10 protein-coding genes are annotated in these 12,261 nt (G+C 72.5%); 5 read left to right on the top strand and 5 right to left on the bottom strand.

Going from position 1 to position 12,261, the window contains the following annotated elements; all coding sequences use genetic code 11:
• Positions 1–164: 164 nt before the first annotated feature.
• From ACFULQ_RS46040 to miaB, 3 genes are read right to left on the bottom strand one after another with little or no spacing between them, the layout of a single operon-like run.
• Positions 165–878 carry a class III extradiol dioxygenase subunit B-like domain-containing protein gene (locus ACFULQ_RS46040; RefSeq protein ID WP_383556912.1) on the bottom strand — a complete coding sequence of 238 codons (714 nt, stop codon included), beginning with the start codon at positions 876–878 and terminating at the stop codon, positions 165–167.
• Between the two features lie 10 nt (positions 879–888).
• On the bottom strand, positions 889–1,185 hold the full coding sequence (locus ACFULQ_RS46035) for a hypothetical protein (RefSeq protein WP_383556910.1): 297 nt from the start codon (positions 1,183–1,185) through the stop codon (positions 889–891).
• 40 nt (positions 1,186–1,225) lie between these two features.
• Positions 1,226–2,752, bottom strand: a complete 1,527-nt coding sequence (gene miaB / locus ACFULQ_RS46030; RefSeq protein WP_383556907.1) for a tRNA (N6-isopentenyl adenosine(37)-C2)-methylthiotransferase MiaB — start codon at positions 2,750–2,752, stop codon at positions 1,226–1,228.
• A gap of 90 nt (positions 2,753–2,842) precedes the next feature.
• Here miaB and argG point away from each other — a divergent pair, with 90 nt between their 5' ends.
• From argG to ACFULQ_RS46015, 3 genes are all read left to right on the top strand, one after another.
• Entirely contained in the window at positions 2,843–4,297 is a 1,455-nt protein-coding gene (argG, locus tag ACFULQ_RS46025; RefSeq protein ID WP_383556904.1) for an argininosuccinate synthase, read from the top strand.
• 505 nt (positions 4,298–4,802) lie between these two features.
• A complete protein-coding gene (locus ACFULQ_RS46020; protein WP_383556901.1) occupies positions 4,803–7,721 on the top strand; it encodes a SpoIIE family protein phosphatase in 2,919 nt (972 codons plus the stop codon).
• A gap of 102 nt (positions 7,722–7,823) precedes the next feature.
• Complete coding sequence (locus ACFULQ_RS46015; protein ID WP_383556898.1) at positions 7,824–8,417, top strand: hypothetical protein; 594 nt, start codon at positions 7,824–7,826, stop codon at positions 8,415–8,417.
• Here the strand turns inward: ACFULQ_RS46015 and ACFULQ_RS46010 are convergent.
• Positions 8,404–9,057, bottom strand: a complete 654-nt coding sequence (locus tag ACFULQ_RS46010; protein WP_383556896.1) for a response regulator — start codon at positions 9,055–9,057, stop codon at positions 8,404–8,406. The two genes, ACFULQ_RS46015 and ACFULQ_RS46010, sit on opposite strands and share 14 nt — an antisense overlap.
• Positions 9,057–10,004, bottom strand: coding sequence for a histidine kinase (locus ACFULQ_RS46005; RefSeq protein ID WP_383556893.1), 948 nt, complete (start codon positions 10,002–10,004; stop codon positions 9,057–9,059). Before ACFULQ_RS46005 ends, ACFULQ_RS46010 begins: the two co-directional genes overlap by 1 nt.
• A 170-nt stretch (positions 10,005–10,174) precedes the next feature.
• Between ACFULQ_RS46005 and ACFULQ_RS46000 the strand changes: the two genes are divergently transcribed.
• Both ACFULQ_RS46000 and ACFULQ_RS45995 read left to right on the top strand, forming a co-directional pair.
• Positions 10,175–10,660 (top strand): cation:proton antiporter regulatory subunit, encoded by a 486-nt coding sequence (locus ACFULQ_RS46000; RefSeq protein ID WP_383556890.1) that lies wholly within the window; start codon positions 10,175–10,177, stop codon positions 10,658–10,660.
• Positions 10,661–10,665: 5 nt separating this feature from the next.
• Positions 10,666–11,880 carry a cation:proton antiporter gene (locus tag ACFULQ_RS45995; protein ID WP_383556887.1) on the top strand — a complete coding sequence of 405 codons (1,215 nt, stop codon included), beginning with the start codon at positions 10,666–10,668 and terminating at the stop codon, positions 11,878–11,880.
• The last annotated feature ends 381 nt before the right edge of the window (positions 11,881–12,261 follow it).

The following is a 12,261-nucleotide window of genomic DNA, read 5'->3' as shown; positions in this document are numbered from 1 at the left end:
CAGGGGCAGACGCCCCCGGCCGTCCGCCGCCGTCCAGGCGCCCCGGCCCCCTACGGCCCTCCTACGACCCCACGGCCCCACGGTCCTTCTACGACCCCACGCCCGCCGACCGTGGCCGTCACGACCCGCCAACCGCGACCGCCGCGACCCACCGACCGCGACCGTCACGACCAAGTCGCGACCACGTACCCCACGCCGTACGGCGCGTCCTCGTACAGCAGCGAGCCGCCAAGGCCCGCGCCCTCCGCCGCGCCCCCGAGGACCTGCCAGGGCGCCCGGCCGGAGGCCTTCAGCTCGTACGCCAACTCGGCGTCCAGCGCGCGCAGGGACGCCACGTCGGCCGCGCCCAGGGCCCGCGCGACCTCCGCGTCGAAGGGGGCCGCGCGCTCGTCGAGGTAACCGGGTGCCTTGAGCGTGCGGCAGGCGCTGGCGTCGCCCATCACCAGCATCGCCACCCGCTCGGCCCGCGCGGCGATCTCCCTCCCGGTCTGGATACACCGCTCGGGCTCCAGCGGTTCCCCCACACCGAGTCCCTCGATCGGGGCGTCCGACCAACCGGTGCGCTCCAGCAGCCAGGCGGCGACGGCGAGGGAGGCCGGCAGCGGACGCGGCTCGTCTGCGCCCCGGTCCGCGCCCAGTCGTACGTCGACGTCCACACCGAAGCCCCGGAACGAGCCCCGGGCCCCCTCCGCGTGCACTCCACGGCCGCTCCGCTCCGCGGGCCCGACGACCACGAGGAGATCGGGCCGGGCGGCGGCGAGCACGCCCAGCGCGTCCGCGCACGCGGCACGCGCGGCGTCCAGCTCGGGCGCGGCGCCCGCGGCGACCTCGGGCAGGAGGATCGGCGGGCAGGGGCAGACGGCGGCGGCGACAAGCATGATCGGGAGCCTACTTCCAGGCCCAGGGCCAGGACTCCGGATGGGTGCTCCACGCCAGTTCGGCGAGCCGGTACATGACGCGGTGCGTGGTCATCGCGCCTTCGACGGTGACGTAGTAGGCGTCCCCGTCACCGATCCGGTAGACCTGCCGGCGCTTCTGACGCAGGCCGACAGCAGGACGGTGGGTGCAGGCGAGCTCGTAGAGACGGGCCCGGGCCTCGTCCTGAGTGCCCTCGAAGTGCGCCACCTCGTCGATGTCGGTGTGGTTCCCGACGGCGCGGTCGACGACCACCACCCAGCGCGCCATGCCCCAGCCCTCCCCTGAGCCCCTCAGTCCCCGGCGTCGCTCAGTGCGCCGCGCAACCGCCCGCGGCCACCGGCAGCGGCTCCGGCACCCCGATCTGCGGCAGCCCCAGCATCACGCCCGCCGGCTTCGCGGCCTGTTCGGCGTTGCGCTTCTCCCACGCGTCGCCCGCGCGCGTGCGGCGCACGTCGAGGACGGCGCCCTCGGCGAGGAGGTGGTGGGGGGCGGCGTAGGTGATCTCGACCGTGACCACGTCGCCGGGGCGGACCTCCTGGTCGGGCTTGGTGAAGTGGACCAGGCGGTTGTCGGGGGCGCGGCCGGAGAGGCGGTGGGTGGCGCCGTCCTTGCGGCCCTCGCCCTCGGCGACCATCAGCTCCAGGGTGCGGCCGACCTGCTTCTTGTTCTCCTCCCAGGAGATCTCCTCCTGGAGCGCGACGAGACGCTCGTAACGCGCCTGGACGACCTCCTTGGGGATCTGGTTCTCCATGGTGGCGGCCGGGGTCCCGGGGCGCTTGGAGTACTGGAAGGTGAAGGCCTGGGTGAAGCGGGCCTCGCGGACGACGTGCATGGTCTGCTCGAAGTCCTCCTCGGTCTCGCCGGGGAAGCCCACGATGATGTCGGTGGTGATCGCGGCGTCCGGCATGGCGGCCCGGACCTTCTCGATGATCCCGAGGTAGCGGTCCTGGCGGTAGGAGCGGCGCATCGCCTTCAGGACGGTGTCCGAACCGGACTGGAGCGGCATGTGAAGCTGGGGCATGACGTTCGGGGTCTCCGCCATCGCCGCGATCACGTCGTCGGTGAAGTCGCGGGGGTGCGGGGAGGTGAAGCGGACGCGCTCCAGGCCCTCGATGGTGCCGCAGGCCCGCAGCAGCTTGCTGAAGGCCTCGCGGTCGCCGATGTCGGAGCCGTACGCGTTGACGTTCTGCCCGAGCAGCGTGATCTCGGAGACGCCCTCGCCGACCAGGGTCTCGATCTCGGCGAGGATGTCGCCGGTGCGACGGTCCTTCTCCTTGCCGCGCAGGGCCGGGACGATGCAGAAGGTGCAGGTGTTGTTGCAGCCGACGGAGATCGACACCCAGGCCGCGTAGGCGCTCTCACGGCGGGTCGGCAGGGTGGACGGGAACGCCTCCAGCGACTCGGCGATCTCGACCTGCGCCTCTTCCTGCACGCGCGCGCGTTCCAGCAGGACGGGCAGCTTGCCGATGTTGTGCGTACCGAAGACGACGTCGACCCAGGGCGCCTTCTTGACGATGGTGTCGCGGTCCTTCTGCGCGAGGCAGCCGCCGACGGCGATCTGCATGCCGGGCCGCGAGGCCTTCCTCGGGGCGAGCCGGCCGAGGTTGCCGTAGAGCCGGTTGTCGGCGTTCTCCCGCACCGCGCAGGTGTTGAAGACGACGACGTCCGCGTCCCCGTCGGAACCCTCGGGAGCGGGCACGTATCCCGCCTCCTCCAGCAGTCCGGACAATCGCTCGGAGTCATGGACGTTCATCTGGCACCCGTAAGTGCGCACTTCGTACGTTTTCGGAGATGAAACGTCCACTGCCGGGCTCCGGTCGCTGCTGCTGGTCATGGGTCAAGGGTAGGCGCTCCGCGGAGCGCCCAGAATCGGCCTTCAAAGAGGGGCTTTGCATGACCATGCGTCGTGATGCATAATCTTCCTATGTCCAAGGTCCTCACGTCCCTCCCCGCCGGCGAGCGCGTCGGCATCGCCTTCTCCGGCGGTCTCGACACCTCCGTCGCGGTCGCGTGGATGCGCGACAAGGGCGCCATCCCCTGCACCTACACCGCGCACATCGGCCAGTACGACGAGCCCGACATCGACTCGGTGCCCGGCCGCGCGAAGACCTACGGTGCCGAGATCGCGCGCCTGGTCGACTGCCGGGCCGCGCTGGTCGAGGAGGGACTGGCCGCGCTCACCTGCGGGGCGTTCCACATCCGCTCCGGCGGGCGGGCGTACTTCAACACCACCCCGCTGGGCCGGGCCGTCACCGGCACGCTCCTGGTGCGGGCGATGATGGAGGACAACGTCCAGATCTGGGGCGACGGTTCGACCTTCAAGGGCAACGACATCGAGCGGTTCTACCGCTACGGCCTGCTCGCCAACCCGAACCTGCGGATCTACAAGCCCTGGCTGGACGCGGACTTCGTGACCGAGCTCGGCGGCCGCAAGGAGATGTCGGAGTGGCTGGTCGCGCACCAGCTGCCGTACCGGGACTCGACGGAGAAGGCGTACTCCACCGACGCCAACATCTGGGGCGCCACGCACGAGGCCAAGACCCTGGAGCACCTCAACACCGGCATCGAGACCGTCGAGCCGATCATGGGCGTGCGCTTCTGGGACCCCTCGGTCGAGATCGCGCCCGAGGACGTGACGATCGGCTTCGACCAGGGCCGCCCGGTGACCATCAACGGCAAGGAGTTCGGCTCCGCCGTCGACCTGGTCATGGAGGCCAACGCGATCGGCGGCCGGCACGGGCTGGGCATGTCCGACCAGATCGAGAACCGGATCATCGAGGCGAAGAGCCGCGGGATCTACGAGGCCCCGGGCATGGCCCTGCTGCACGCGGCCTACGAGCGTCTCGTCAACGCGATCCACAACGAGGACACGGTCGCCCAGTACCACAACGAGGGCCGGCGCCTGGGCCGCCTGATGTACGAGGGCCGCTGGCTGGACCCGCAGGCGCTGATGATCCGCGAGTCGCTCCAGCGGTGGGTCGGCGCGGCGGTCACGGGTGAGGTCACCCTGCGGCTGCGTCGGGGCGAGGACTACTCGATCCTCGACACGAGCGGTCCGGCGTTCTCGTACCACCCGGACAAGCTGTCGATGGAGCGCACCGAGGACTCGGCCTTCGGCCCGGTCGACCGGATCGGCCAGCTCACCATGCGCAACCTCGACATCGCCGACTCCCGCGCCAAGCTGGAGCAGTACGCGGGCCTCGGCCTGATCGGCACCGGCAGCCCCACGATCGGCGCGTCCCAGGCCGCGGCGACGGGCCTCATCGGCACCATGCCGGAACTCCCCGAGGGCGGCGCCGAGGCGATCGCGTCCCGCGGCGAGGTCTCGGAGGACGAGGCACTGCTGGACCGGGCAGCGATGGAGTTCGGCACGGACTGACACGGCACAGCCAAAGAAGGGCCGGTTCCAGCGCCGCCGGGGCGCTGGGACCGGCCTTTCCGCGTGTCCAGGGGCACCCTGACAGGGCTCGCGCGGATGCCGGTTCTCGATGGAACGGGCCACCTGTCGGCAAGGCACGGACCGGTCACGGTCTCGGCCGGCAGCTCACACCAGCGGTCCGCCTCCCCCAGCCGACGCCACCCCGCGGCACGCCCGCCACTCAACATCGCAGCGCCCGCGGCACGCACCGAACGCCCACCCGACCACGAACCCGCCCCAGTGTGCTCACGGCTGGCCGTCCTGCTGATTCAAACCACCCCCGCCGCTCCTCTCACCCCGCCGCAGACACCCGCCCCACTGCCCTTCTCGCGGCACGCCACACGCCCGGAATTTCAGCAACTTGCCATGATTCAGCGGCAGTTGAGGTGAGGAAGTGAAGGAGCCGGCCGGGTCGGAATATGTGAAGCAAGGTTTCGAACGGAAACGGGAACGATAAGTTCCCTCCATGAACGCGCGGCTCGCTCTCCTCGGCTCGGTGGCCCCTGGCGCTACGGAGAGCGAGGTCTTCCGGCTGGCGCTCGGGCACGCGGTCGGCGAGCTGAGCGCGCTCGGCGGGACCATGCACCTGCGTGGCCCGATGTCGGCGCTGCGCCTGGTGTCGTCCGTCGGTCTGCCGCCCGCCCTCACCCGCGCCTGGGAGATCGTCGACCAGGAGGGCCCGCTGGCCCCGGCCCGTGCCCTCCAGCGCGGCACAGGCGTCTGGGTGCCGCTCTCCCCCGGCCAGGACCCGCCCGAGGAGGACACCTGGCCCGGCACCGGCCTCGCCGCCCTCCCGGTGTTCAGCGGCAGACGCAGCGTCGGCGCGCTGACCGTCGTAGCGGGTGAGCGGGGTGAACCGACCGAGGAGCACTGGACCTTCCTGCGGGACGTGGTGGCCTGGACCGAGGACCGCATGGCCCAGGCCCCGCCGCCGTCCGGCCCCTCGCACACGGAACTGCACGGCGAGCGGCTGCGGGACGCCCTGAAGGAGGTCCAGGTCGGCTCGTGGGACTGGGACATCCGCAACGGCGACCTGATCTGGGACGACGCGGCCCTCGCGCTGTACGGCACCCGGCCCGCCGACTTCACCGGCAGGATCGACAACTGGATGCGGATCGTCCACCCCGACGACCTCGCCCCGACCCTGGCGGCGGCCCAGCAGGCGATCCTCGACGCCACCGTCTTCGAGGCCGAGTACCGCGTGCGGCGGCTGGACGGCACCTGGGGCTGGACACAGGCGCGCGGCCGGGCGACCTACGACGAGCAGGGCGAGCCGCTGCGGATGATCGGGGTCGGCTGGGAGAGCAACGAGCCGCGCCCCGCCCGGGACGCGCTCAGCAGGGCCCTCAGGCACATGAGCGACGGCTTCCTCGCGGTGGACGACGAGTGGCGGATCACCTTCGCCAACCTCGAGGCGGAACGGTTCCTCGGCTTCTCCGAGGAGGAGTTGTTCGGACGGCTGCTGTGGGACCTGGAGGCCACCCGGCAGGTCCCCGGGCTCAAGGAGAGCTGCCTGGCCGCGGCGGCCGAGGAGCGGCCCACCGGCTTCGACGTGCACATCGCGGACTGCGGGCGGCGCCTGCACGTCCGGCTGGTGCCCGGCCCCGACGGCCGCACCCTGTACTTCCAGGACGTCACCGAGAAGCGCCGGCTGGCGGAGGAACGGCAGGCGGCGGAACGGGCCACGGCCGAGAGGGCGCTGCGCATCGCGGAGCTGACCACGGAGCTCGCCAAGGCCACGACCTCCCGGGACGTGGTGGACGCGGTCGCCCGGCGGGTGCTGCCGCCGTTCGCCGCCGCCGGGCTCATGGTCCAGGTCGGCGAGGGCGACCGGCTCCATCACGTGGGCGCGGTCGGCTACCCCGCCGAGTTCGTCCACCTCCTCGACAGCCGCCGCAGGGCCACGACCGGCGACCCCGCCTGGGACACCATCGAGTCCGGCGAACCGCTGTTCATGTCCTCGCCCCACGAGTACGCGGCCCGCTATCCCGAACTGGCCGACTTCCCCGCCCGCGGCGACAAGAACTCCTGGGCGTTCCTGCCGCTGACGGCCTCCGGGCACACCTTCGGGGTCTGCGTCGTCTCCTTCGACCGGCCCCGGCTCCTCGACGACGAGGAGCGCGCCCTGCTCACCACGATCGCCGCCCTCCTCGCCCAGTCCCTGGAGCGGGCGCGGCTCTACGACGCCGAGCACACCCGGTCCCGGGAACTCCAGCGCAGTCTGCTCCCCCAGGACCTGCCCGACCTGCCCGCCTGCACGGCGGCCGCGCGCTATCTGCCGGCCGGGCCCGGCGCGGACGTGGGCGGTGACTGGTACGACATCATCCCGCTGTCCGGCGGGCAGGTCGCGCTGGTCGTCGGCGACGTCATGGGCCACGGTCTGCCGGAGGCGGCCACCATGGGCCGGCTGCGGACCGCGGTGCACACCCTGGCCGACCTGGAGCTGCCGCCCGCCGAGATCCTCGGCCACCTCAACGACATCGTCGGCGCCATGGGCGAGGCGTCGTACGCCACCTGTCTGTACGCGCTCTACGACTCCACGACCCGGGTCTGCTCCCTCGCGCGGGCCGGACATCCGCCGCCCGCCCTGGTCCACCCCGACGGCACCGTGCACTTCCCGGAGCCGGACGCCGACCCGCCGCTGGGCGCGGCGAAACCGCCCTTCGAGACGGTCGAGCTGGAGGTGCCCGAGGGCAGCCTGCTGGTGCTCTACACGGACGGCCTGGTGGAGTCGGCGAAGCGGGAGATCGACGAGGGCATGGCCGAGCTGGCACGGCTGCTCGGTGCCGCCCACGCGGACGGGACCGCCGTAGACCTTGAACGTCTGTGCGACACGCTGACGGCGGGGCTCCTGCCGACGGATCAGCAGGCTGCCGACGACGCGGCGTTCCTGGTCGCCCGGTTGCACGCGCTGCCCGCCGACCGGATGGCGTCCTGGCGGCTGCCCGACGATCCGAAGGCCGCGAGCCAGGCACGTCGCCACGTCCGCGAGCAGTTGGCGGCCTGGGAGCTGGACGACCTCGCCCCCACCACGGAACTCCTGGTCAGCGAGCTGGTCGGAAACGTCGTCCGGCACGCGCGCGGCCCGGTCCGGCTCCGGCTCCTGTACAGCGCCGGGCTGATCTGCGAGGTCTACGACGGCAGCCAGACCATGCCCCGTATCCGCCGTGCCACGGAGACCGACGAGGGCGGCCGGGGCCTCCAGCTCATCTCGGCCCTGTCCACCCACTGGGGCGCCCGCTACACCCCCAAGGGCAAGTGCATCTGGACCGAGCAGTCGCTGCGCGGCCCCGAACAGCCGTCGGACGAACCGTTCCTGGACGCCGCGGACTTCGCCGCGGGCTTCGACGCGGACATCGACGGGGACTGGGGCGCGCCGCTGTGACACCGCGCGCCCGTTCGGCCCAGCACCACGGGCCGAACGCCCGGCGCGTCCCTAGGGTCGCGGTGACGGCTGTTCAGCTCCCGCCCGAAAGGCACCCGACCCATGGCGATACGCACCGCAATCACCGGCGCGGCACTGGTCCTCCTGGCCACCGCCGGCCCCATGACCGGCTCCGCGCAGGCCCGAACCGACCGGGACTGCCGGGACTTCGTCTTCCAGGAGGACGCTCAGGCGGCGTTCGACCGCGAACTCGCCGACCCCGACCGCCCCGACGAGGACCCGGGCCGGGACGACCAGGGCCGGGACGAACAGGGCCGGGACGACCAGGGCCGAGATGAGTCTCAAGGGTGGTCCCAAGGGCGGGACGACGGCATCGCCTGCGAGGCGCCGCCACGGCGGGAGTCCGAACCGGAGGTGCTGCTCCAGCCGGAGATCGCCCCGGAAGTGCTCCTCCCACCGGAGACCGCCCCCGAGGTGCTCCTCCAGCCGGAGACGACCACCGTGACCGTGGCCACGGTCGCTCCCACCCTCGGCGTCCAGGGCGGCTACGGAGGCAGCGTCGGCCCGGCCGGCTTCGAGCAGGCGATCGGCGTGACGCTGGCACTCGCCGGAGCCGGGCTCGCGGGCACGTACGTGGTACGGCGGCGCCGCGCGACCGTTCGCCGGGGCAGGGGTGCGCACGTCACGGATCGATGAGCCCGGCCCTTATCGCGTACCTCGTCAGCTCCAGCCGGTCCCTCATGCCCAGCTTGGCCAGCAGGTTCGCCCGATGCCGCTCGACCGTCTTCGCGCTGATGAACAGCAGCTCACCGATCTCCTTCGTGGTGTGCCCCTCGGCGACGAGCTTGAGGATCTCCTCCTCCCGCTCGGTGACGGCCCGGGCGGGCAGGTCGACGCCCCGGTGCAGCCGGTCGAGGTAGGAGCGGACGAGGGCCCGCTCGGCGCCGGGATAGACGAAGGACTCATCGCGTACGGCGGCCTGGCACGCCTCGACGAGATCGCGGTCGGCGACGGACTTGAGCACGTATCCGCTGGCGCCGGCCTTGAGCGCCTCGAAGAAGTACTGCTCGTTGTCGTACATCGTCAGGATCAGTATCCGCAGGTCGGGCAGGCGCCGGGACAGTTCGCGGGCGGCCTGCAGCCCCGTCATCCGGGGCATCGCGATGTCCAGTACGGCCAGATCGACCTCACGCGCGCGTGCCAGCTCCACGGCCTCCGCTCCGTCGCCCGCCTCGGCCACGACCGTGAGGTCCGGCTCGCCCTCCAGGATCAGCCGGACCCCACGCCGTACCAGCGTGTGGTCGTCGGCGAGCAGCACCCGGGTCGGCCCGGCCATCACCGCACCTCCGCCGCGGCCGGTATCCGCAACCGCACATCGGTCCCCCGGCCGGGCCCGGGCCCCACCGAGAACGCGGCCCCGATCAGCAGTGCCCGCTCCCGCATGCCCTGGATCCCGGCGCCCTCGGCCGCTCCGCCGAGCCCACCGCCGTTGTCCCGGACAAGGAGTTCGACACCGCCTGCCACCGGCTGGAGCCGTACCTCGGCGCGGTCGGCGGCGGAGTGCCGTGCGGTGTTCGTGAGCCCTTCCTGGGCCACCCGGTAGACGACCAGTTCCGACTCCTCGGTCAGCGGGGGCAGATCGCCTCCGACGTGATGGCGCACGCTCAGTCCGTGCGTGGTGAACTCGGCCGCGAGGGACCGCAGGGCGCTCGGCAGCCCCAGCTCCTCCAGCACCCCCGGCCGCAGCCGGCGCGCGATCCGGCGGATCTCGTCGAGCCCGGCCCGGGTGGCCTCCTGCGCCTGCCCGACCTCCTCCCGCAGCTCCCCTGGAGCCCGGTCGGCGACTCTCTTGAGCTGGAGCAGCACGGCGGTCAGGGTCTGTCCGACCTCGTCGTGCAGCTCACGCGCGATCCGGTGCCGCTCCCGCTCCTGGGCGGACAGCGCACGGGCCGCGCCGGTCGCCCGCTCGGCCTCCAGCCGGTCGAGCATGGTGTTGTACGTCGTGATCAGCGCGGCCGTCTCGGAAGGACCGGAGACGGGTGCGCGCACTCCGGGCCGCAGCAGGTCGGCGGCGGCCATGGCCCGCCCCAGCCGCTGGAGCGGGGCGAGCCCGACCCGCAGCACCAGGGCATTGGCCACCAGCAGCATGACGAGGCCTGCGAGGACGACGACGGCCTCCCCCCGACGCACCGGAGTCGACACGGTGACCGGCCCCAGCAGCAGCGCGGCGGCGACGAAGAGGCCCGCGGCGTTGAGCGAGAAGATCCGCCAGAACAGCGACACGGCCGGGCCTCCGCTCCTCTCCTCGGCTTCGCAGGACGTTTCCGGAGCCAGCGTCGCCGGTACCCGTGGCTCGCGTATATCCGTCACGTCACCCATATCGCCACCGTACGGGGAGCTGGCAGCATGCGAACCCGGCACCCGTGATCACTCGAACCACAAGGGGAAGAAACGTGTCTGCTCCACGCCTCCGGGCGACGCCGCTGCCGGGCATCGGGGTCCAGTACGACCTCATCACCCGGGAGGACCGCCATCTGTCGGTGGTGGCCCACCGCGACGGCGCCCGCACGGTGAGCGTGTACCGGGCCGACGACCCCGACTCCTGCGCCCAGTCCCTGCGGCTGACCGGCTCCGAGGCGGGGGCCCTGATCGACGCGCTGAAGCCCTCCCACCACAGCGCGAGCCTCCTCTACACCTCCGACCTGGGCCTGGTGGCCGAACGCGTCGAGGTGGCGGCCGGCTCCCGCTGGAACGGCCGGGTCCTCGGCGACACCAGGATGCGCACCGACACCGGCGCCTCCGTCGTGGCGGCCCTGCGCCGGGCCGAGGCGATCCCGTCCCCCGCGCCCGACTTCCGCCTGGCGGGCGGCGACATCCTGATCGTCGTGGGCACCCGCGAGGGCGTGGACGCCGCGGCGGCGATCCTGGGTCGGGAGTAGGCGGTATGCACTCCGCGGTCCTCCTGATCGAGTTCGGCTCGATCATCCTCGGCCTGGGCCTCCTGGGCCGTTTCGCCGCCCGTTTCCGCCTCTCCCCCATCCCCCTCTACCTCCTGGCCGGCCTGGCCTTCGGCGAGGGCGGCCTCCTCCCCCTGGGCGCGAGCGAGGAGTTCGTGTCCATAGGCGCCGAGATCGGAGTGATCCTCCTCCTGCTGATGCTCGGCCTGGAGTACACGGCGGGCGACCTGGTCACCAACCTCAAGGCCCACTACCCCGCGGGCCTGGTCGACGGCGCCCTCAACGCCCTCCCCGGCGCCGCGGCCGCCCTCCTGCTGGGCTGGGGCCCGGTGGCGGCGGTGGTCCTGGCGGGCGTCACCTGGATCTCCTCCTCGGGCGTCATCGCGAAGGTCCTCGGCGACCTCGGCCGAGTCGGAAACCGCGAGACCCCGGTCATCCTGAGCGTCCTGGTCCTGGAGGACCTGGCGATGGCGGTGTACCTGCCCATCGTCACGGCGCTGGTGGCCGGCGCGGGTCTCCTGGCCGGAAGCCTGACCCTGGCGATCGCGCTCGGCGCGGCCGGCCTGGTCCTGTTCGTGGCGGTCCGCTACGGCCGCCTGATCTCCCGTTTCGTCTCCAGCGACGACCCGGAGAAACTGCTCCTCGTGGTCCTCGGCCTGACGATCCTGGTGGCGGGCGTGGCCCAGCAACTCCAGGTGTCGGCGGCGGTGGGCGCCTTCCTCGTGGGCATAGCCCTCTCCGGCGAGGTGGCGGAGGGCGCCCACACCCTCCTCAGCCCCCTGCGGGACCTCTTCGCCGCGGTCTTCTTCGTCTTCTTCGGCCTCCACACGGACCCGGCGAGCATCCCCCCGGTCCTCCTCCCGGCGCTCGCCCTGGCGCTGCTCACCGCGGCGACGAAGATAGCCACGGGTTACTGGGCCGCCCGCCGGGCCGGCATCTCCCCCAAGGGCCGCTGGCGCACGGGCGGCGCGCTGGTGGCCCGCGGCGAGTTCTCGATCGTCATAGCGGGCCTGGCGGTCTCGGCGGGCATAGAACCCTCCCTGGGCCCGCTGGCCACGGCGTACGTGCTCATCCTGGTCATCTTGGGGCCTCTGACAGCGCGGTACACGGAACCCTTGGCAACCCGGCTGACCAGCCCGAAGACTCCGGAACGGACGAGGTCTCGGGTTACGGAGGCGTCTGTGGGCAGTGACGGCGCCTAGGGGGGTGCGGGGTCCTGTTGCGGGGCGGGTGCGGGTGCATCGTGGCTGATCGCGCAGTTCCCCGCGCCCCCGCTGCGCTGGGCTTGAGCCTGGCGCCTATGGGAGTGCCGGGTCCTGTTGTCGGGCGGGTGCAGGTGGATCGTGGCTGGTCGCGCAGTTCCCCGCGCCCCTGAGGAGTGCAGTCACGCGCGCTACGACGGGACCGTCAGCTACTCCCGCCCGCCCCCGCCGGACCGTTGGACGCGCGCGCTGGCCCCCACCGGGCCATTCGCCGCGTACGGCGCGCAGGGGACGGGGTGGGGGGTGTCCGCCCGCAGCGGCCGGCGTCCAGAACAGGGCACTGTTGAAGCGACCTAGCCGCCGGACCGAGGACGGATACCC

Source organism: Streptomyces sp. NPDC057253 (genome assembly GCF_042669125.1).
GTDB lineage: Bacteria > Actinomycetota > Actinomycetes > Streptomycetales > Streptomycetaceae > Streptomyces.
The sequence above is the reverse complement of the archived record's forward strand: the minus strand, read 5'-3'. Positions and strand labels throughout refer to the sequence as shown.

Coding starts and splice junctions, on each gene's coding strand:
- ACFULQ_RS46040 (WP_383556912.1), bottom strand. CDS start 878: ATGCTTGTCGCCGCCGCCGTCTGCCCCTGCCCGCCGATCCTCCTGCCC.
- ACFULQ_RS46035 (WP_383556910.1), bottom strand. CDS start 1,185: ATGGCGCGCTGGGTGGTGGTCGTCGACCGCGCCGTCGGGAACCACACC.
- miaB (WP_383556907.1), bottom strand. CDS start 2,752: ATGACCAGCAGCAGCGACCGGAGCCCGGCAGTGGACGTTTCATCTCCG.
- argG (WP_383556904.1), top strand. CDS start 2,843: ATGTCCAAGGTCCTCACGTCCCTCCCCGCCGGCGAGCGCGTCGGCATC.
- ACFULQ_RS46020 (WP_383556901.1), top strand. CDS start 4,803: ATGAACGCGCGGCTCGCTCTCCTCGGCTCGGTGGCCCCTGGCGCTACG.
- ACFULQ_RS46015 (WP_383556898.1), top strand. CDS start 7,824: ATGGCGATACGCACCGCAATCACCGGCGCGGCACTGGTCCTCCTGGCC.
- ACFULQ_RS46010 (WP_383556896.1), bottom strand. CDS start 9,057: ATGGCCGGGCCGACCCGGGTGCTGCTCGCCGACGACCACACGCTGGTA.
- ACFULQ_RS45995 (WP_383556887.1), top strand. CDS start 10,666: ATGCACTCCGCGGTCCTCCTGATCGAGTTCGGCTCGATCATCCTCGGC.